This is a genomic window from Citrobacter sp. C5_2 (assembly GCF_014596845.2).
Taxonomy (GTDB): Bacteria; Pseudomonadota; Gammaproteobacteria; order Enterobacterales; family Enterobacteriaceae; genus Citrobacter; species Citrobacter werkmanii.
This window is the reverse complement of sequence record NZ_CP115032.1, coordinates 3,930,873-3,950,139: the sequence shown is the minus strand read 5'-3', so window position 1 is coordinate 3,950,139 and position 19,267 is coordinate 3,930,873. Positions and strand designations below refer to the sequence as shown.

General features: G+C 45.8%; 19 protein-coding genes and 2 pseudogenes. 7 read left to right on the top strand and 14 right to left on the bottom strand.

Features of this window, described 5'->3' with window-relative positions:
* Positions 1-486 precede the first annotated feature (486 nt).
* Both ICA20_RS19175 and ICA20_RS19170 read left to right on the top strand, forming a co-directional pair.
* Positions 487-795 (top strand): maltose acetyltransferase domain-containing protein, encoded by a 309-nt coding sequence (locus tag ICA20_RS19175; RefSeq protein WP_003029582.1) that lies wholly within the window; start codon positions 487-489, stop codon positions 793-795.
* A gap of 28 nt (positions 796-823) precedes the next feature.
* A complete protein-coding gene (locus tag ICA20_RS19170; RefSeq protein WP_003029581.1) occupies positions 824-1,480 on the top strand; it encodes an ATP-binding protein in 657 nt (218 codons plus the stop codon).
* Between the two features lie 55 nt (positions 1,481-1,535).
* Here the strand turns inward: ICA20_RS19170 and ICA20_RS19165 are convergent, their stop codons facing one another.
* The 14 genes and pseudogenes from ICA20_RS19165 to ICA20_RS19100 form a co-directional block, all read right to left on the bottom strand.
* A complete protein-coding gene (locus tag ICA20_RS19165) occupies positions 1,536-2,156 on the bottom strand; it encodes an inovirus Gp2 family protein (protein WP_003029579.1) in 621 nt (206 codons plus the stop codon).
* A 461-nt stretch (positions 2,157-2,617) separates the two neighbouring features.
* Entirely contained in the window at positions 2,618-3,382 is a 765-nt protein-coding gene (locus tag ICA20_RS19160; protein ID WP_003029576.1) for a hypothetical protein, read from the bottom strand.
* 134 nt (positions 3,383-3,516) lie between these two features.
* On the bottom strand, positions 3,517-3,738 hold the full coding sequence (locus ICA20_RS19155) for a helix-turn-helix domain-containing protein (protein WP_003847740.1): 222 nt from the start codon (positions 3,736-3,738) through the stop codon (positions 3,517-3,519).
* Positions 3,735-4,184: a hypothetical protein gene (locus ICA20_RS19150; protein WP_032296090.1), complete on the bottom strand. Its 450-nt coding sequence runs from the start codon at positions 4,182-4,184 to the stop codon at positions 3,735-3,737. Before ICA20_RS19150 ends, ICA20_RS19155 begins: the two co-directional genes overlap by 4 nt.
* Before the next feature lie 105 nt (positions 4,185-4,289).
* Positions 4,290-5,629: pseudogene (locus tag ICA20_RS19145) on the bottom strand (integrase family protein).
* Between the two features lie 296 nt (positions 5,630-5,925).
* Positions 5,926-6,155, bottom strand: a pseudogene (locus ICA20_RS19140) (tyrosine-type recombinase/integrase); the annotation flags it as partial.
* Positions 6,156-6,439: 284 nt separating this feature from the next.
* Entirely contained in the window at positions 6,440-6,892 is a 453-nt protein-coding gene (locus ICA20_RS19135; protein WP_129695022.1) for a hypothetical protein, read from the bottom strand.
* A 288-nt stretch (positions 6,893-7,180) separates the two neighbouring features.
* The gene (locus ICA20_RS19130) at positions 7,181-7,537 is read right to left on the bottom strand and encodes a DUF4156 domain-containing protein (RefSeq protein ID WP_071888110.1); all 357 of its coding nucleotides are present in this window, start codon (positions 7,535-7,537) and stop codon (positions 7,181-7,183) included.
* A gap of 234 nt (positions 7,538-7,771) precedes the next feature.
* Entirely contained in the window at positions 7,772-8,308 is a 537-nt protein-coding gene (locus tag ICA20_RS19125) for an Ail/Lom family outer membrane beta-barrel protein (protein WP_038637727.1), read from the bottom strand.
* Between the two features lie 200 nt (positions 8,309-8,508).
* Entirely contained in the window at positions 8,509-8,997 is a 489-nt protein-coding gene (locus ICA20_RS19120; protein WP_038637730.1) for a hypothetical protein, read from the bottom strand.
* The gene (locus ICA20_RS19115) at positions 8,970-9,707 is read right to left on the bottom strand and encodes a transcriptional regulator (RefSeq protein WP_038637733.1); all 738 of its coding nucleotides are present in this window, start codon (positions 9,705-9,707) and stop codon (positions 8,970-8,972) included. The genes ICA20_RS19120 and ICA20_RS19115 overlap by 28 nt, the downstream gene beginning before the upstream one ends.
* A 56-nt stretch (positions 9,708-9,763) precedes the next feature.
* Entirely contained in the window at positions 9,764-11,326 is a 1,563-nt protein-coding gene (locus ICA20_RS19110; RefSeq protein ID WP_080700400.1) for a cyclic diguanylate phosphodiesterase, read from the bottom strand.
* 61 nt (positions 11,327-11,387) lie between these two features.
* A complete protein-coding gene (locus ICA20_RS19105; RefSeq protein ID WP_233619587.1) occupies positions 11,388-11,723 on the bottom strand; it encodes a hypothetical protein in 336 nt (111 codons plus the stop codon).
* Between the two features lie 137 nt (positions 11,724-11,860).
* Positions 11,861-12,607, bottom strand: a complete 747-nt coding sequence (locus tag ICA20_RS19100) for a membrane protein (RefSeq protein WP_038637739.1) — start codon at positions 12,605-12,607, stop codon at positions 11,861-11,863.
* 465 nt (positions 12,608-13,072) lie between these two features.
* Here ICA20_RS19100 and ICA20_RS19095 point away from each other — a divergent pair, with 465 nt between their 5' ends.
* From ICA20_RS19095 to ICA20_RS19075, 5 genes are read left to right on the top strand one after another with little or no spacing between them, the layout of a single operon-like run.
* Positions 13,073-13,609 carry a fimbrial protein gene (locus tag ICA20_RS19095; RefSeq protein WP_038637744.1) on the top strand — a complete coding sequence of 179 codons (537 nt, stop codon included), beginning with the start codon at positions 13,073-13,075 and terminating at the stop codon, positions 13,607-13,609.
* Positions 13,610-13,669: 60 nt separating this feature from the next.
* Positions 13,670-14,428, top strand: coding sequence for a fimbria/pilus periplasmic chaperone (locus ICA20_RS19090; protein ID WP_038637746.1), 759 nt, complete (start codon positions 13,670-13,672; stop codon positions 14,426-14,428).
* Entirely contained in the window at positions 14,412-16,967 is a 2,556-nt protein-coding gene (locus ICA20_RS19085; RefSeq protein WP_038637749.1) for a fimbrial outer membrane usher protein, read from the top strand. The genes ICA20_RS19090 and ICA20_RS19085 overlap by 17 nt, the downstream gene beginning before the upstream one ends.
* 4 nt (positions 16,968-16,971) lie before the next feature.
* Positions 16,972-18,306 carry a fimbrial usher protein StbD gene (stbD, locus tag ICA20_RS19080; protein WP_038637751.1) on the top strand — a complete coding sequence of 445 codons (1,335 nt, stop codon included), beginning with the start codon at positions 16,972-16,974 and terminating at the stop codon, positions 18,304-18,306.
* Positions 18,272-19,006, top strand: a complete 735-nt coding sequence (locus ICA20_RS19075; RefSeq protein WP_129694978.1) for a fimbrial assembly chaperone — start codon at positions 18,272-18,274, stop codon at positions 19,004-19,006. Before stbD ends, ICA20_RS19075 begins: the two co-directional genes overlap by 35 nt.
* Positions 19,007-19,267 lie beyond the last annotated feature (261 nt).

Here is a 19,267-nt window from a genome sequence, read left to right as displayed (position 1 = left end):
TAAAACTTCATCGACAAAACCGCTTTTTACCGTAGATACAGTAAGTGCCTCTTCTCTGCCATTATCCCAGCATCCAAGGTTACCGGGTTCTGATGTAGTCTGCCGATATGCAAGAAATGCAACGGCATCATGCTGGTTATGATGCTGTTTAATCTTCATTGTCACATGGACTATTCAGGGAGCGACAAGCGCTCCCACATGAAAACAGAACCACTCGTTTCATTTACGTGCTTCCTCAAAAGTAATCTCATACCCAATACTTCTGATTTAGTAGGGTTCTGATCATATCATGCAGCTCGATTGCGCTCAATTTGACGGTTTTCATCTTTACACAATGCTCGGTTATGATACTTTGTGATAGGCATGACAAGATCTGGCCGTAATTTTTTAGAAGTGAGTTTGCCCGCCACTTCACGGGACAGCATACATCCGGATAAAACCGGTAACAGGAAAGGCTCCACGCTGCATACGGAGGAAACAGAATTAATGAATGATAAATTGCCGCCCTGCGCTGATACCAGGGTGGAACGTGTCCGTCTTAAAGATGGGGATTACTTTTTCCCTGCTGAACCCGCCATAAAAGCGGATTCTTTGCGGACAAAATCGCTCCTTCATCGTTTTAACCACACCGATCCTGCTCATATTGATTCCCGCCTGCTACTGATGAAAGAGTTGCTGCCTGAATGTGGGGAAGGGGTATCTGTCACCACGTCTTTCCACTGCAGCAGGGGGTATAACATTCGTAAGCGTCGTCTCAGCACCGTCTGGCAGATCCTGAAATTCCTGAGAGGATAGTGGACACCAAATATGGTGGACACTATCCATGAAATCATTAACCACAGTGCGTAAAAAAAGCCCTAATTATCCCGTTGAGTTCAAAATCAAAATGGTTGAACTCTCGCATCGACCAGATATCCGAGTCTTTGCGTTTGCCAGCGAGGATAAGGAGTACCAACCGTTACTCGATGATATTCTGGATGGTCCAATGGTTGGGCGTTTTGATACTGAGGAAGCCGGAAAGGCTTTGATCGATGGTGGATTGATTGAGCGTTTGATGTCAACTATCATGCCCTTTATCACTTCAGAGGCCCCTCTACCCGATACGCATCTACGTCGGGAAACAACCTGGTATTATCCACTGGAAGCTATTCGCGAAACTGTTGTAAATGCACTGGCTCATCGTGACTGGACACGCTTTGTTGAGATAGAGATTGGCTTGTATAGCAATCGATTTGAAGTTATTAGCCCAGGGGCGCTGAATAATTCGATGTCGATTGAAAAGATGGTTACAGGTCAGCGATCACCACGTAATACGATTATCATGGAAGTCTTACGTGATTATGGTTACGTTGATTTCAGGGGGATGGGAGTCAGGACAAAGATTATTCCACTAACACAGGCCATGAGTGGCCAACTCCCTGAGTTTACTGCAACAGATGATTACTTGAAAACAATACTTTATCGCTCACCATCTTCTTGATATATAAGGTCTGGCCTTTCCATCCATAAGAAAGGCCATTGCTGTAAAAAATAAATTACCCGCGACTGCAGCCGAAGCTACGGTCGCCATCTCCATATGCTTTTGTATCGAGTTTAGCTAGGTAGTCGAAGCGATTCAGTAATTTATTGTATTCTCCTTCAAAGTTAAAATCATTGACGTCTAAAATATAACGACAATTTTCAGGGTAGTGAACCAATCCCGGATAATCATCCAGTTCCAATCCCAGTGCGCTATACCATGCTCTTACAATCATCATCCTTAAATTTCTTTCAGCCTCATAATCACCTAAATGGTAATAAGCATCTTTATTAAAAAAAAGACCAAGGTGAAAGTGACATTTTCCTTCTTCGGAAAACTCCCGTGCCCAAACATGACGAACACGGTTTGGATATATTCTTTTGCCGTTAGCTGCTCTGGTTCTCTCATTGGCCTCCAACATGGCATTTAATGCATTACGGAAACGGGATATGGCACCAGGCTCTAGATTAGGAAAACAGCAAACAGTGTCACCTCTGTCTAAAATGGGTGGATAATGAACATCAACACGTAACGCCATTGTTCTGGGGAATTCACTGATAGCATCATTGACGACTCGTTCAATATGTTTTTTATAGGCGAGCACATGCTCACCATGGGAACCATGATATAATTCCATGTTTCGATCCTGTCGTTAGCCCTACGGCTTTGGATAGCCGTATATAGTAATATGATCAGACATAGCTGAATGTCTGTGGTTAGTTATATTAATTAACTGTTAATAGTAATGACTGTTATATAATACCTTTCCAACAATAAAACTTGTTATCAACCCATTACCCATGCAGTAAAATAATTAAAAAGCAACTCTGCAATTATAATCACCCAAAGATGCCGTTATCCCAGTGTCTTTTTACCGTGGAAATACTTATTCCTAAGATCTTTGCCACCTTGGATTGAGAGTAATGCTTAGCCTTCTCACTCTGAATTAAATGGGAATATTTACTTCCTTCAGGCCTTCCTAGAATTTTCTTTGATTTTGCTTTGTTAGTAGGCATCTTTTACCCTCATCAAGCTATTAGGTACTAACTCCATACTGTCGAGATGTATGCAACTAAGTGGTTATGCTTAACATTGGTATCAGAAAGTATGGCTTACTTCACCGTTAAAGGGGTTAATAATGATGGCATCTCCTCCTTTCATCGCCTTTTGAGGTGTATCGCCTTCGGCAATCACAGGGACCATTACCGCTAGATCATTTGTGTAATAAATTGGTATCCAGCAATAGCATGATTGTTTAGGGGGAGTTTTATTTCTTTTCAATACTGCTTCAACTCCAAATGTAATAAGTTCAAAGATTGGCATAATCACAATGCTGCTCAAATCAAAAAAACAACCATCGTAGACTGTTTCCTTTATCAGTATGATATTAGATAACCCTCCTGCAATGAGATGTTTGTGGTTCACGCGCCGATCTGTGTAAATAAAAATTGCTTTTTTTACATTGAAACTTTTTATAATGTATGAGAGCTTTTCATGAATTAATTTTTTTTCGCTCTTACCCATCTTATCATGAGGTATTTTGTGCGCATAAAAATCTTGATCGACAACCTCGTTCCGGTGTCGAATGTGAGTGTTCCAGACGGAATAAAAAAACTCTTCGTAAGTTAATTTTGGCTCACCCCGTGCGATTGAGGGGGCCTTCTCTTCAAAAATACAGCCTAATGTTGACTCCAAAGTTTGAGCTATATGATATTGCGATGTTATTTTATTCAATGCTGGGGCTGTGGCGTTTAACAAAAATGATATCACCTCTGACCTAGAATATCCTTTTGCATTGCTATAGTCGTCAATTGCATCAATAGTTGATTTTTTGTTTGCGCTGAAAGTGATGCGTTTTTTCATATGTATCCTTGACTTTCGTTAATGTAAAATGTGATAAACGGTGTGATTTAGTATCTTTTATCGACGGATTGTTTCTGTTAATTAACCCAGCTATTCTTTAGAATAGCTGGGGAGTTATGATTTTGATGCTGCTGTTAATTACAATATACTGAGAAGGTTAATAGGAACCTATCAATGTCTTTGCGTAACCAATAATGTCGGCTGTTAATTTTCTTTGGGCGTGGTAAACCATTAGGCAGCTTGTCTTGGCAAAGCCATTTTCGAATTGTTTGGGCTTTAAGGTTTAATAGATGTGCTAACTCACTTGTGGAAACAAGTTCAGATAGAGATGTTCTGGATTGCTCATATATGCTCATGCTACCACCTCAATGATTGAGATGCAGGCATATACAAAAAGTAATGAAATTAGAAGGGAAAGAAAGGACCAAAAAGAAAACAAAAAAGCCAAGCTTGAATAAGCTTCAGGGTCAGGATCACTACCTTCGCTTGAGCCGGATGAGGTACTTTTAGTTGATTTAGACGCATTACCTTGCGAGTTTTCGGCCTGATTTTTGTGCGAGATGATACGTGCAAAAAAAACGCCCAAAGTTTTATGTCGATTGTTTTTATTGTATAAAGAGTTTTTTTCACTGAGGTGTCCAAGAGCAGCTCGAATCCTGATGTTCACCTGTCTTTCCTGAAATATGGACTCAGCACAGGTTTGTCGCTGCTTACTAGAACGAACAACTTTGATCTTACCCACGACCCGTACTATTCGAGCCTTTGAGCTGGTTTGCGCAGAACTCATCAAAGAATTAGACATAATGCTTTATCTCCTGATTTAAAAGTGGACGATGGAATTTAAACCTTAAAATACACTTATGTCAACGATGGATGTTGTTCTGTAATCTATTGATATTAAATGAAATCAACGCATATCAACGGTTATTTTTTTACAATATTTGCTTGCTGTAAGATCCACCTCTCAATTTTTTCATGCCATTTGCGCAACAGATCTAACGGACGACGGCGGTAGTGTTTTTCCGCCAGTGCACTTGGTTTGTGTCCCATAATTTGAGCAACAATACCTGTTGGCACTTCAACCCATTCAGCAAGAGTGCCAAAACTACGGCGTAAGCCGTGAAGGCTGATATGTGGTAACTCAGCTCGAGCTAACGCTCTGTTGTGTGCTGAACGCGGTTCAATAATTTTGCCACTTTTACTGTTACTTCTGAAAACCCAACCCTCCTTATTTACGTCAGAATTTGGGAATTGCGCTAGCGCACTTAACAGCTCAGAAACATAAGGAGTGAGAGGGATGATACGTTCGCCTTCGATCTTGTCTTTAATCCTCATGCTTGACCATTTGAAATCTACGTCAGACCACCGAAGTGACGCAATTTCTTCACGCCGTGCACCGGTGAGCAAAAGTACCTGGAGATAGGCCGATGCAATGGGATTATTGAGGCTACGTACGGCACTGAACCAGATTTTTAACTGTTCTTTTTGTAAGCAATCTCCCGCTTTACTCGCTGATACTGGAACCACTTTTCTCACGTTATGATCTTGTGCAATATCGCCATGGATTATTCCCTGATATTTTTTCTGGTAATTAGCCCATTTGATAAATGCACGCAACAGACGGTAGGCATGAGCAGTGACGGTAGGCCGATTTTGTCTCTCTGTACTTAGCCATGCGGCAATGTTCTCTGGTGTTAGTTCCGATAACGGTAGGTCGAGTAAGCTAGCCAATGGTCCAGCCGAGGTTGGGCCCCGGCCTCTTTTTTTACTTTCGCCTCCACGGCTGGACAAGTTAATGTGATCGGCAATGTATCGAGTAGAATATGGGCGTTTAGTTTTTGCGCTGATTCCGGCTCTCAATTCTTCAAGGTAATCTTCCCAAGCGCTTGTGAAGGTTACCTTCGTTTTACGAGATTCAGCCTGCTGTGATTCCGCTTCAGCAATTTTTTCTGCCTTAGCTATACGCGGATCTATCCCTGTATCGATTAATGTTTGCAGCCGCCTGGCTTCGGCCCTGGCATCATCAATTCTCCAATCGTTAATGTTGCCAATGGTCATGCGAAGGGTTTTTCCCGCATATACGCTTTGGAACACAAAAGCTTTTGTTCCGCGAGTTGCCCTACATGCCAGGGAAGTTACGTCCGCATCCCAAAGAAATGCCTGGGTTTTTCCTTCAGATAAAGCAAATTTTCGAATGCGCTCGAAGGTGAGTTTTTGTCTTGGAAGTGCCATTTTGGGGCTCCAGATGAGAAATGTTACATCACCATAATGTAACGGCTAGTGTAAGTAAAATGGGGGAATAAACATCAACGCGTGTCAATTTTTATCAACAGGTGTTTTTCATAACACAATGTTTTATAATGAATTGCTTGTTTTAATAGTAGGTTTTTAAAGGGGTGAAAATATAATAACATCGCATTCGTAATGCGAAGGTCGGAGGTTCGACTCCTCTTATCGGCACCAGTAATCACGCGGCTTCACGCGATATTCACAAAGTCTGCAAACGTGTCTTGTGCCATATTTGTGTCATTTCCTGTCGGAAATGAGTCAATTTGCATCGCATGCTGCGTCAGCCGATCGGGGGCCAGATGAGCATAATGCTTAAGCATTTCAATGCTCTTCCATCCTTCTATTTCCTGAGGCGCTGATAGCGGAACTGGACAGGCCAGCTTGTCCAGGTGTGCCGCAAATCGTGGAAGCGGAAGTTTTCAATTCCTGCTCTTCTCAACGTCTCCCTCCACGCCGTGTTCGCGTCATTCCTCATTTTCCTGACCTCTTTAATCCCGCTTCCATAGGGACAACTGAGGATTTAGTTTGAACAACTATGGGAAACACATTGAAAGTGTGTTCGAGAAAAATAGTCGTTTAGCCGCAAGTTAACTAAAAGGAGTTGAGCTGGGTATATGTTTTCTGCATGGAGAAATCGGTGTGCTGAAAATAATAGCATCCTCGGGGACGGGACTGAATCTGAAAAAGCTTCCAGATTTACGGCATCAAATTGCGCATCGATCGATGCTGATATACAAGGGAACGTAAACAATCAGGCTGCGTGTTTTCCTAATAGTAGTGATGAAAATGGTTAATAAATAGTTTTTTCAGATTTGGTAAATTCCCCAGTTTTTTACATAAAGAATAATGATAATTATAGACGTTCTTTAATGAACAATTCAGAATAAAAGCCATTGTTCTGATAGACTTTCCTGCTATCTGCTTACGTAATACAAGAATTTCATTTTCTGTTACGGCGGTAACACCATTGAGCACAATGTTTTCCCCATCCAGAATACGATCTAAATTGTGTAAGAAAGTTGTTATCCCTTCGCTTGTTACGGGAAGTAACGCTATGTCAGGATACCTGGCATACCAATATTGGGCTATTGGTTTCATGAAACTATCGATGACCAGCACGATACGCATCCTCGTTTTTTTTAAGCTTACCATCCAGTCTTCATCAATAAAATACGCAATATTATCTCTACTGAAGTCAACAAACAGAACACCTTCGGGCATTTTTGTATTTCTGTTTATAAGGTGATAAATAGAATCAATGAATAAGGGATTTGTCTCGGGCCAGACGGCAGTTTGTCTCGTGATATCGGGCTCACTCTCGAACAGATTTACATCATCGACAGGGCAACGAGAACAACCGTCAGCGTTAAACATCTTCCTCGGTACTGATGATGACACTATGAAACCTCTTTTAATCACTTCGCGATAGGGTTAATAAAGAACGCTTGAATAAACAGGTAACGTAGCTTCAGCTTCGCTACCTGCGTTAGAATCAGAGCTTTGTTAAAATCATGGGCACCGATAAACTGTACCGCTCAATGTCACATTGGTTTGCTGGCTTGAGCCTGAGCCACGATAGGTACTTCCGGTTTGTCCCGCCCTTTGCGTTAAAAGTACCACGACGTTCCCCCCCATTCTCCAGGCTTTATTTTTTAGATCGTTACGGGCCCCCGTTTCCAGGTTGCTGTTTGATGTCCATCCACCCGTGAAAAAATTTCCCTGGCTACCGGTGACATCACCTAAATAGGTGCATGAGGCATTCGGTTCGTTATGTGTTACACGCACACCCTCAGCGCCGTGCTGTAGTGAATTAGCACTGCAAGCTGTTAGCATAAGAGAAGTTAGAAAAACTAATTTTTTTTTCATGTTAGCTCCTTAATAAATTTAGCTAAAAATAATTCAATATGCTGCTAAAACTATCGGGTGTTGAGGCACATTGTACTGGTAATAAATTGTCCTACCCCGGAATTTTAAAAGAGTATGGCTCATAAAAATAATTCATACAGATATTTAAGTAAATTATAACGTCTCTTTCTATAAATATAAGACTCTATTTTCTGTATAGGAGTTCCTTGCCATAAACTGAGGCTTCTTTAATTATTAAAAACGATACCCTACGCTTACGCCAAATGTGTTTGTATCAACGAAAAGTAACTTAGCTGTCTCCCACGATAGATCCAGGGAAAGATTAGCGAATGGATTTAAAATAAGACCTGCTCCATAGGCAAAAGCATCTTCTGAAGAAGACTGATTATCATGGTTCTTGATCTTCATCCCAGCCATGCCTACATTTCCATATAAACTAACATAATCATTAATTCGGTAGGTCGGCCCTATCATAAACGAACTATAACTAGTTGTGTTATCTCCATCTTTATGCAATTTCCCTGCATCCCAACTGTAATTTTGTACGTCATGACGAGTTGCAGTGAGAGAGGTCAAAATACCCCATTCAGAATTAAACTCATAACGGTATTTTAGATTGAGCCCGTGAAGATCTTTACTTGCAGATTTGTTTAACGCACTAAGATGCGTTTGGGCATAGCCAAGCGAGAGGGTGTGATTTTCCATTGCTAAGGCTAATGAGGGAAAAATGAATAATGCTGCCATAATCCATGACGAAAAAATACGCTGCATCTAAAGCTCCTTGTTGTTGATGAAAATATCAATGCTTATATAAGCAATGACCGTAGAAGGATGATTGCGGCAGCAATATAACCAGAAAAGTCGAGTGAAGTTATGAAAATGGTCTTACATAAATTTTACCGACAATTTCAGAAAAAAGTAAGATGTGGTAACTTATTGATATGAATCGATTTATAATCAGTTTTGTTTGTTCATTGCGCAGTGCATACGTTATATATTTGTCGATTTATGGAGTACAGGTAGGTGTTTTCACCGACCCTGGTGACTCGAATTTCATTGGCGGCATCAGGATGTAAGAGTCGAAAGTGTGCTAAAAAATCACCAGCTGTGTCAGTAGAAAATACTTTTACCGAATCAACATCAAATGTATAAATGCCTGGCCCAGGCATTTGTAGATTCTTCATATATACATCGCGATACAACACTTTTTTTATCTGCTCTTTCGTGATGATGTCATATTGCAGAGTAATACGTTTGTTTTTGAAATCGAGGACGATATTGCCGTCAGCAAGAAAATTGCCAGGCAGTACTGACGTTACCGTTTTGGTGGTACATAAAAATGAATCGGTAACTAACAAGGGATTGCGCTGCTGGCGTGCCTGTAAAATCAGCAGCACAAAAGCTGCTGCGAGAATAAGCAGCGTAATGCTCCTTAATACCGTTCTTTGATAGTAATGCATTTGGGCTCCGAAACATTAAGTTGATTCAAACACTGAACAAAAATATTGGTATTAGGAACGCGAATATAATAAATAAAATTGCCGTTTTGTTTATACACTTGCTGACTCAGTTCGGAAAAAGCCCCCACAGCGTCCTCGAGAGAACGATTATCTTCAGTAACACCATAAAAGGTATATCCGTTATAGGTACCCAGCTCAGAAAAGTAGTCTGGATGGCGTTTGCTATATAGATAAATCACCACCAGCAGGAACAGCATTGCGCAGATTAAAAATAACCACTCTTTCCAGTTCGAAACTGGCTGCGAGGATTTCTTTGGCTCAGACAAGGATTCTGCAACTGGCGCAACAATATCACTGGCTCTATTTTGCGTTGTGTGTATTGATTCATCAGGCAGTGGTTCGATTGTTATCGAGAGCGTCACGCCAACCTTAGGGCGCGTTAATATCGCAGAAGCAGGAAGGCCGATTTTTTCGAACGAACCGCGTAATTGATTGATTAATTTGTAATAGCTGGCACTGGAAACCACCACACCTTTTCGTCCCCACACCCAGGCAATTAGATCATCTTTTTTGAAGAGCCCCTGATGAAAAGCAAGGAGCAAATTGCATTCGGATTCAGATATTTTTAAGCTTTCGCGATCGCATGATAAGGTCATCCGCTCACAATCAAGAATGACTTTCTTATCAATTAGGTACTTCTTTTTACTCATAGGGCCTTCTGCTAAGAATGAGTAGTTCTGGTTAAACCATTATGTTACCTCAGTGACTACCGATCTATTGAACGGTTTTTACTTTTAATCCTTTCATTTTGCTCATTGGCATGCGTATCAAGCCAGGTCGTAAAATCAGACGAACTCATTGGCTTTGCATAAAGATAGCCCTGCATAAAACCTACATTATGATCGAGGATATAGCATAGCTGATGTTCTGAACTGACGCCTTCCGCAACAATATTAAGCCCCAGCTTTTGACTCAGCATAATAATGGTATCCAGGATGGGCACGTCGCTGCCGCTGGTATCAATCGTATCGACAAAAGAACGATCGATTTTCAGATAATCAACCGGAAGCTGTTGGAGATAAGATAGCGAGCAGTAGCCGGTACCAAAATCGTCAATCGCTATCAGTACCCCTTTTTCACGCAACTGCATGAGCTTATCTGACACTAAAGCCGGTTGGATAATTAGGCTGCGTTCGGTGAGTTCCAGCATGAGGCGCAGTTTCCCTAAGCTTGTGAGTAGCGACTCAACATCGGCAATAAAACTCTCATGCATCAAATGTTCAGGTGAAATATTTACGCTAATATAAAAATCTTCGGCAACCTGCCACCGTCCGACATCCTGTGCGATGAGTTCAAATAAGTGACGCGAAAGCGGAACGATCATGCCTTCGTTTTCTGCTGCGGTGATGAAGATGTCGGGCGTAATTGAACGCCCATCCGGAAGGGGCCAACGCATTAATGCCTCCACGCCGCCACAATTACCGCGGCTGACGTTAAATACAGGTTGATAATGCACGGTGAACTGCCCATGTTTCATACCGCGGGTGATTTCTCGGGCCATGGATAGCCGTTTCTGGGCCCACTGCCGGTAAACAAAAAGGGTCATAAATGAGAAGCAAAGCGAGAGAGGGATGAAGATAAGGAGAGATTTCATCCACAGAGTCGTCAATGTCGTGAGAGGTGCGGCAACGGCAAGCGAAATCTTTCCGTCGGCGGTGGCGAAATGCTGGGTCATCACTATGCTGTCACGCCGCGCTGGTTGGCTGATAATCGTATCACCCTCGCCAAACCGCAGGCTGAACAAGGCGGCTCTTTCCTCTGCGAGGACATCCATCAATTCCTGAATATATCGAGAATCGACGATGACAAACGCCGCTTTATCCGCCGTCACCTGCTCCGTGTAAACCACAGCGGGCCTGCCAGGTCCTCCGGCCATCAAGCCGAATGAGTGGACCCATCTGTCAGGTAACGGCGTCGGAAGCGTTTTTCCTGGCGGCAGAGGAAAAGGGTGCGCCTGCTCCCGGGTAACAAAGGAACAGAGCAGATTGCCGTTTTCCACCAGACCAATATCGCGGATATAAGGGGTAAAGGCACGGGTACGATTAAGCTCCGACAGCATTTCAGTACAGGGCCTGTCCGCTATTTTTACGGTTTTCTCGGTGACCCGCCATGAGGCGGTTGACACATCGTTGCTGAAACGTAATAAGGTATTCGCACTTAGTGCGACATCCTGTTTAAACTGCAGCACGCAGACCAGCAATGCTAATACAATCATAATGACCAGTGGTACAAGCACTGCATAAATCACAAAAGATAGCTTTAGTTTCACTGGGCGTTGCCTCTCACACACCAATGGAAATGCGGTTTTGTATCCATGGCCGCAACACTCATTATGCTTTAGCGCTGCCACTCGTTGTGCAGAAATTATAGATCTGCCGGTTCAGGGAAAAAAGATAGGCTCTCTGACCGATTTTGTTTATCGTCAGCTCATTCACTGTTTCCGGTTGCAGGATACGCAGCCAGGAAAACATATCGCCTGTCGTATCAGAATTAAATCTGTGCACTGCTTTAACCCGAAAGGTGTAGGTTTTCATGCCGGTGCGGTTAAGTGGGGTGATTGCGACATCCTGAAAGAATAAGCGCTGCTCCCGCTGTTGATCCTGCACGGCATAATGAATGGCAATTCGGTTCGACTTAAGGTCCAGCACCAGAGTTCCGTTCAGCATGAGCTCTCTCGGTTTTATATAAATATTTGATTTGGCAGTGCAAATAAGATTACGCACTTCTTCCGTATCGTGCCTGGCTCCTTGATATATCTGCGTTACCAGGATGATAAATCCACAGAGCAGACCGCACAGGATGATTAGTAACGTTCTTTGATGGTAATGCATTTAGGTACCGCCGTTTCGACAGGATTCAGACATTGCAAAAAAAGATTCATGTTCGGCTCCCGAAGGTAATAAAGATAATGACCGTTCTGGCTACATAGCGGCAGTGTCAGGGTTTTATAAGCCGAAACCACCTCCTTAAATGTTACTTTATCGTTAGCCATCTTAAAGAAGATGTACCCATCCTCATCCCCAAGCATCCTGAAGCTGCTGTTGTATTTATTTTGCGCTGGCGCATGCTGAAAAAGCATCGCAATCCCCGTTAACAGCAGCAGTATAATGGTCAGGATGAGAAGGCGTATTTTCGCTGCAATCTTTTTAACGTCCGTAATGTGAACCTGGTGACTATCTTTTTCACGCCCGGCATCTCCGACGTTTTCGCATGCTGGTGTAGGTTCTTTTTCGATTGGATCTAACGCCAATGATAACGTTACGCCAATTCGGGGCCGTGTAACAATATCTGCTGCATTCAGGCCAACAAGATCAAAGTTATTTCGCATCAGGTTAATGAGCTTGTAATAACTTGATTCGGAAACACAACCCGCACGGTTCTTCCAGACAAAATTAATAATATCTTCTTTTTTATATATCCCGCGATAAAACGCAAGGAGTAAATTTGTCTCCGATTCTGAAATTTTAATGATTTTATCACCGTTGGTTAATGTCATTTTGGCGCTATCAAATATCACCTTTTTATCTATTAGTAACGATTTCTCATCCATGTCAAACCCGATCTTTTATACATTTCTCTGTCGCTTTGTATATTAACATGGAGCAGGGGGATTTCATCCCGATTTACATCTTCAATTTTTTGCTATGACATTTATGTTGGTGGTTAATTTCATTTTAAATCATGCGGTTATTTGTGCTTTATGAATTTTTCTTACCTGGTTTTGAATTTATGAATTTCAGTGCGTCAGGTGAGTAAGAAAAATGTAAGGGTTATTCAGCGTGCAAGGAAGCTCTTTTCTGAAAATGATTTCTAAGATTAGCCCTAAAACATGATAGCGCCGTTGGGGTATAACGTCTGTCGCTATGCGTCTTTTGACAGAGGGCGCGCAATAAAAATCGCCCAGCGAGATGATATTTTTGTTTTTCCTCAACCAAAGGATGTTTGCTTTATCTGTGTTATTCACAGAGCGAGTAGCGTTAGTTGAAAGTAAATAGCAATCAAGGAATAAACGACCATGTTCAAGAAAACTACTCTGGCTTTACTCACAACCTCACTTTTTATTTCTACCAGTACGTTTGCGATGTCCAATAATACCATTACCTTTCGCGGTGAAGTTTCCGATGAAACCTGTTCTGTAGCGATTAACGGTAATCAGGCAAAACCAGTAGTTATTCTGCCGACGGTGAGTGCCAAAGAACTGGCGAAAGGCGGAAATACCGCAGGTCAGGTGACATTTGATATTGGTCTCACTGGCTGTACGAGTAATGCCGATATACCGACCAAAATCTCTACCGTCTTTGTCGGTAACCAGGTGACCAGCAACGGTAATCTTGGAAATACCGGGGACGCCGCCAATGTTGAAGTCCAAATTCTCGATACGGCTGAGAAAGTTATCAACCTGACCAACGGCTTCAAAGGTGAAGGCGATCTGCAGTTGAAGCCGGGAGAGACAGAAGCCAGCGCCACCTATACCGCGCAATATTACGCCACCGGCGCGGCATCGGCTGGTACGGTCGAAGCCACTCTCCAGTACGCCGTTTCCTACCTGTAAAAACGCTTCCAGGTCCGGTGCTTGTCGTCGGACCCTTTTGATAGCAATGGAGTTGTTGCAATGAAAAAGGATGCTACCCGTTCAGGGCTGCGCTATCTGATGTTGCTGCTAGTCCTGCTCCTACCCGTTGCCATGTCATGGGCCAGCGTCACCATTGTAGGCAGTCGGATTATCTATCCGTCGACCGTACCCTCTGTCGATGTACAGCTAAAAAATAACGATGACTTTCCCTACGTCGTACAAACCTGGTTTGACAATGGTGATATGCGTATTGGGCCAGAGAATGCGAGCGGCATTCCTTTTATCGCTACGCCGCCGGTATTTCGTATCCAGCCAAAAGCAGGGCAGGTGGTACGCGTGGTGTACAACCAGAGTAAAGCGTTACCGAACGATCGTGAATCTGTCTTCTGGTTCAACGCGTTGCAGATACCGCCGGCCAATATTGGCGGCCGTCAGCAGAATAAAGTGCTGGTGATGTTACGCACGCGGATTAAACTTTTTTACCGGCCGGAAGGGATTGGTTCACCGGGCAATCTGGCTAAAAAGCTGCACGTTACCGTGGTGCGTAATGCCCGAAAAGGTGCCGGTATTGTCATCAGCAATCCGCAGCCATGGTATGCGTCCCTCAGCAACCTGAGCGTGACGGCAAGTGGTGTATCACGTCAGCTCAATGTCGAAATGATTCCACCTTTCTCCAGCCGTACTTTCTGGATACCTGGGAAATTCAGCGCCAACTCGCTTAACGGTACCGTCATCGTGACGTTGGTTAACGACCAGGGAGCAAGGATAAGCGAGCGTTATCATGTCGCCGAAGGTTAAATTCTGTCGCAAAAATATCTTCGTTATCTTAGCCGTAGTCTGCTCCGGTCAGGCATTTGGCGAAGAATACTATTTTGATCCTTCTCTTCTACAGGGGACGGCTTACGGACAAGGTATGGCGAGCGTTAACGGTCCCGGCACGCCCGCCGGAGAGTATCTGGTTGACGTTATGGTCAATGGCTCGCTGCTAAAATCCGGCGCAAAGATCCGCTTTAATCCAGTCAATGGTGAACAACGCACGGAGCCTTGCCTTCCGTTCTCGCTGATGCAGGCTGCTCGGGTAAAATCACTCCCGGATAAAGCACCTCCAAATAGCTGTCGTCCGCTAAGGGAATGGGTATCCCGAGGCGAATGGCAATTTGATAGCGCGACGCTACAGCTCTGGCTTACGCTGCCGATGAGCGAGTTGATGCACAGGCCGCGCGGCTATCTTCCGCCTTCGCAGTGGGACAGCGGCGCATTGGCTCTGTTTTTACGCCATAACACTAACTGGACCCACACTGACAACACCAGCCAGCACTTCCGCTACCAGTATTTGTGGAGCGGTATCAACATTGGCAGCAACATCGGACTGTGGCAGCTCCGCCATCAGGGTAACCTGCGCTATGCCGACAGCAATCAGAGCGGAAGCGACTGGCAATACAATCGCGTACGCAGTTGGGTGCAGCGTCCACTCGCCGCAATCGACAGCATCCTGACGTTTGGCGATAACTACACTGACTCCAGTTTATTCGGTAGCTTGTCGTTTAATGGTATGAAACTCGCCACGGATGAGCGCATGTGGCCGCAGGGAAAACGCGGCTATGCGCCAGAAGTGCGCGGCGTGGCGGCAAGCAGCGCGCGGGTGGTCGTCAAACAGCTGGACAAAGTGATCTATGAAACCCATGTTCCGCCCGGACCGTTCTCTATTGACGATCTTTACAACACCCGTTATCAGGGAGATTTGCAGGTTGAAGTGATTGAGGCTAACGGAAAAGTATCACGTTTTACCGTGCCTTATTCTGCGGTTCCCGACTCAGTACGACCAGGCAACTGGCATTACTCTTTCGCTCTTGGCAAGGTCCGCCAATATTACCGCATCGACAACCGCTTTCTTGAGGGGACGCTGCAGCACGGGGTGAATAATAACCTCACTCTTAACCTCGGATCGCGGCTGGCGCATGATTATCAGGCCTGGCTGGTCGGCGGCGTATGGGCGACCCGCTTCGGCGCATTTGGTATGAACGCCACCTGGTCTGGTGCGCGAGTGGAGCATAATGACCGCCAGCAGGGCTGGCGTACGGAACTGAGCTATAGCAAGACTTTTTCCACTGGTACTAATCTGGTGCTGGCGGCCTATCGCTACTCAACAGGTGGATTCCGCGATTTGGAGGATGTATTTGGCGTACGCCGACAGGAGCAAAACGGCATTGATTATTACTCTGATACGCTGCATCAACGTCAACGCCTTTCTGCGACCGTCAGCCAGCCCTTAGGCCATTCAGGTACGCTCAATCTCAGCGCCAGTACCGCTGATTACTACCATAATCAGTCGCGGATCACGCAGTTGCAGCTAGGCTACAGCAACCAGTGGCGAAAAGTGAGTTATGGATTCAACCTCGCCAGGCAGCGTTCCACCTGGGACTATGGCCGCTTCTACCGTAGCGTTAACGAACCGCAGGATCTGAGCCAGCGGCAAAAATATACCGAGACGACGCTGTCTTTTACTCTCTCCATTCCCTTTGACTGGGGTGACAGCCCGACATCCGTGGCGATGAACTATAACCAGTCGCGCGCGAATCACTCTTCAACCCTGTCGATGACCGGGAGCCGTGGCGAGCAGAGCGAACTCTCCTGGTCTGTTTATGGCGGCTATGAGCGCTATCGCAATGGGGATGAAGGGGCATCGACGACTTTCGGCGGTAATTTCCAGCAAAACACCCGTTTTGGCGCGCTGCGTGCGGGCTACGACCAGGGAAAGGACTATCGGCAGGTGGCGCTGGGCTCCTCCGGGACCCTGGTGCTGCATTCCGGTGGCGTGACGCTCGGTCCTTACGCCAGCGACACCTTTGCATTAATTCACGCCGATGGTGCGCAGGGCGCAGTCGTCCAGAACGGTCAGGGAGCGGTAATCGACAGTTTCGGTTACGCCATTTTACCTGCGCTATCTCCGTATCGTCGCAACAACGTCTCACTCGATACTCGCCAGATGCGCAGCGATGCTGAACTGACGGGGGGAAGCCAACAAGTTGTTCCCTATGCCGGCGCGATCGCGCGGGTGAACTTCTCCACAATTACCGGCAAAGCGGTGCTTATTGCGGTGAAAATGGCGGATGGCGGCATTCCGCCGATGGGGGCCGAGGTCATTAACAGCGAAGGAGCTGTCATTGGGATGGTCGGGCAGGGTGGGCAGGTTTATGCCCGTATCAGTACTCCTTCAGGCGCATTGCTGGTGCGTTGGGGAAAAGGGACCGATCGACGTTGCCATGTGCCCTACCAGTTCGATCTGCATTCGCCTGAAAACGTGATTTATCTTACAACGACCTGCGAGAGGGAATAGTCTCATGTGTTATCTTCGCCAAACGCTGCTACTTGCTGCTACCCTGCTTTTCAGCACTGCGCCCTGGGCTAACTGCGTTAAAGTGACGGATAATAGTTTCCTTTCTGAGGCGGCGATTAAAGCAGGCTATACCGCACGCTACTGGCGCGGTGCCTTTGATGACAATATCGGTCATCTTGGTCTGCCGTCAGTCATTAGCGTTAGCGCGAATAATAAGTTCCAGCCTTCCGGCACCGTGCTTGCCAGTACGGTGGGTAATTTCCTCACTGCAGGCGTTCAGACGCCCTATACGGCAAAGCAGGTGCTTTACCGCTGTGATTTGCAGGACGCCGGGAAGCTGTATGAATTGTATTCAACCAACGGCGATAACTACTTTGTTGGTGGAAGTCGGGCGAAAGAAGTGGAGGGAGCCTACTATGACGCGGAACGTAACGTCGCGGTACGTATGACGAATTTGAGTACCGGCGAATACTATAGCCGCTTCTGGAAGCAGCGCCAGCTTACTGCGGATAGTTGGTTTCAGGACGGTCGCGCAATTTATATTCCCGCAGGCGCATTTAGTAATGTCCTGTATGAGATGATTAAAATCGCCGCCTCAGGTCCCTATGTTTTTGGCGACAGAATTAACAAAGACACCTATAACCAGCCGCGCGGCTATATCGCATTTAAGGGGCCAGGCTTACTGACCTCCGCTATTCAACCCGGTATGGATCATGCTTCAAGTTATTATGGTTGGCCAGAATCCTGGCCCGGTGCGTGGAGTAGCTACAATCAGGTCACCTATATTCGCGGCGCGGCATGCACCATTGAAGATTATCCCGCGACGGTGCTGCTTCCTACCATTACAGCGGAGGCGCTCTCTTCTGGTGAAAGCAGCGAAGTGCCTTTCAGCATAACGCTGGAGTGCGAAGCTGGCGCGGTGTCCTCGACTCATCCCACCACTAGTGTCGCTAACGTAGCCATGGGTTTTTTAGTCAATCAGCCTGGCGCCGTGGCCGCCGCGCGCCGCCTTGGCCTGACGACTACCGGCGGTGGATTGACCTGGTTACTGGACACGCATTATGGCGAAAAGGGCGTGGCTTCCGGAGTAGGAATACGGATTTACGATGAGGGCGGTGCGCCGCTTAACCTTTTGCCGGACAAAATGAGTACCGGGACGGGCAACGCCCGTGGCTGGTATGGATATAAGGAGCTCACCGTACTAACGAGCAAAAAAGACCGCGGTTCAGTGGAGGTCTGGCACGGTGATTTTACCGCCTCCCTTGAGGCGCTCGGTGGACAACCGGTAACGGTAGGGAGCGTGAATGCACAGTTACAGGCAGTGGTTAGTTTTCAGTAAGTCGGTGTTAGCGCTGTTGTTGCTGGCAGGCGTCAATTCCGCGCCGTTTGCTGCGGTTAACGTTGACCGAACCCGGCTCGTATTCGCCGCTAACGATATTGCCCAGTCGCTGACGCTCGCAAATGACAGCGTAACGCCAATGCTGTTACAAATCTGGACCGACGCCGGAGAAATAGCTTCTTCCCCCGATAGCACCCGTACGCCGCTGGTAGTATTGCCGCCCGTCTTTAAAATGCAGCCGGATGAGTTGAGAACACTTCGCGTGATGCTGAGCTCACGGCGCAGTCTGCCAGAGGATCGGGAGAGCCTGTTCTGGCTCAACATTTACCAGATACCGCCTGAACTGAGCGCGACGAAAAGCGCCAGCCGCAAGCTAGTGTTACCCCTACGGCTGCGGTTGAAGGTATTTATTCGTCCGACCGGCTTAAAGGCGCCCACCGCCAATGATGAACAGAAACTGCGCTTCAGCATCACTTCGCAGGGCATCACGATAACCAACCCAACGCCGTGGTATATGAGCCTGACAGTAACGACAACAAAAGGAATCAGGATCGATAACATCATGCTCGCGCCGTATGAGCGGCGAGATGTCGTACTTTCTCAGGCTCCAGGCGTGGGGACAACGTTAAACTATGCGGTGATGAACGATTCAGGTAACTGGCGGACCTATACCGCAACAATTATGCATAATGAGATTTGAACGCTGTTTTTCACGGATATCCATCCCCACACTGAGGCATTTTTCCATCGTACATTCATTCTTCAGGCCGGACTGAATATCGACAATAATAAGTTTAATAGCCATGCGGGTTTCACTGAGGATTTTATTAACCGGACTACCAATGGTCTTAGTGGCATTTAAGCCGGAAAGATGAGGCTGACGTCGATTTTATTCTTCATCTTTCCGCGCCGTGATGGCCTCATTATCTGGTTTACCAGGCAAGTGTATGCAAGATAATCG

Bases quoted from the DNA above. Each gene is read 5' to 3' on its own strand.
- ICA20_RS19175 (WP_003029582.1), top strand. From the start codon at position 487: ATGAATGATAAATTGCCGCCCTGCGCTGATACCAGGGTGGAACGTGTC.
- ICA20_RS19170 (WP_003029581.1), top strand. From the start codon at position 824: ATGAAATCATTAACCACAGTGCGTAAAAAAAGCCCTAATTATCCCGTT.
- ICA20_RS19165 (WP_003029579.1), bottom strand. From the start codon at position 2,156: ATGGAATTATATCATGGTTCCCATGGTGAGCATGTGCTCGCCTATAAA.
- ICA20_RS19160 (WP_003029576.1), bottom strand. From the start codon at position 3,382: ATGAAAAAACGCATCACTTTCAGCGCAAACAAAAAATCAACTATTGAT.
- ICA20_RS19155 (WP_003847740.1), bottom strand. From the start codon at position 3,738: ATGAGCATATATGAGCAATCCAGAACATCTCTATCTGAACTTGTTTCC.
- ICA20_RS19150 (WP_032296090.1), bottom strand. From the start codon at position 4,184: ATGTCTAATTCTTTGATGAGTTCTGCGCAAACCAGCTCAAAGGCTCGA.
- ICA20_RS19135 (WP_129695022.1), bottom strand. From the start codon at position 6,892: ATGCCCGAAGGTGTTCTGTTTGTTGACTTCAGTAGAGATAATATTGCG.
- ICA20_RS19130 (WP_071888110.1), bottom strand. From the start codon at position 7,537: ATGAAAAAAAAATTAGTTTTTCTAACTTCTCTTATGCTAACAGCTTGC.
- ICA20_RS19125 (WP_038637727.1), bottom strand. From the start codon at position 8,308: ATGCAGCGTATTTTTTCGTCATGGATTATGGCAGCATTATTCATTTTT.
- ICA20_RS19120 (WP_038637730.1), bottom strand. From the start codon at position 8,997: ATGCATTACTATCAAAGAACGGTATTAAGGAGCATTACGCTGCTTATT.
- ICA20_RS19115 (WP_038637733.1), bottom strand. From the start codon at position 9,707: ATGAGTAAAAAGAAGTACCTAATTGATAAGAAAGTCATTCTTGATTGT.
- ICA20_RS19105 (WP_233619587.1), bottom strand. From the start codon at position 11,723: ATGCTGAACGGAACTCTGGTGCTGGACCTTAAGTCGAACCGAATTGCC.
- ICA20_RS19100 (WP_038637739.1), bottom strand. From the start codon at position 12,607: ATGGATGAGAAATCGTTACTAATAGATAAAAAGGTGATATTTGATAGC.
- ICA20_RS19095 (WP_038637744.1), top strand. From the start codon at position 13,073: ATGTTCAAGAAAACTACTCTGGCTTTACTCACAACCTCACTTTTTATT.
- ICA20_RS19090 (WP_038637746.1), top strand. From the start codon at position 13,670: ATGAAAAAGGATGCTACCCGTTCAGGGCTGCGCTATCTGATGTTGCTG.
- ICA20_RS19085 (WP_038637749.1), top strand. From the start codon at position 14,412: ATGTCGCCGAAGGTTAAATTCTGTCGCAAAAATATCTTCGTTATCTTA.
- stbD (WP_038637751.1), top strand. From the start codon at position 16,972: ATGTGTTATCTTCGCCAAACGCTGCTACTTGCTGCTACCCTGCTTTTC.
- ICA20_RS19075 (WP_129694978.1), top strand. From the start codon at position 18,272: ATGCACAGTTACAGGCAGTGGTTAGTTTTCAGTAAGTCGGTGTTAGCG.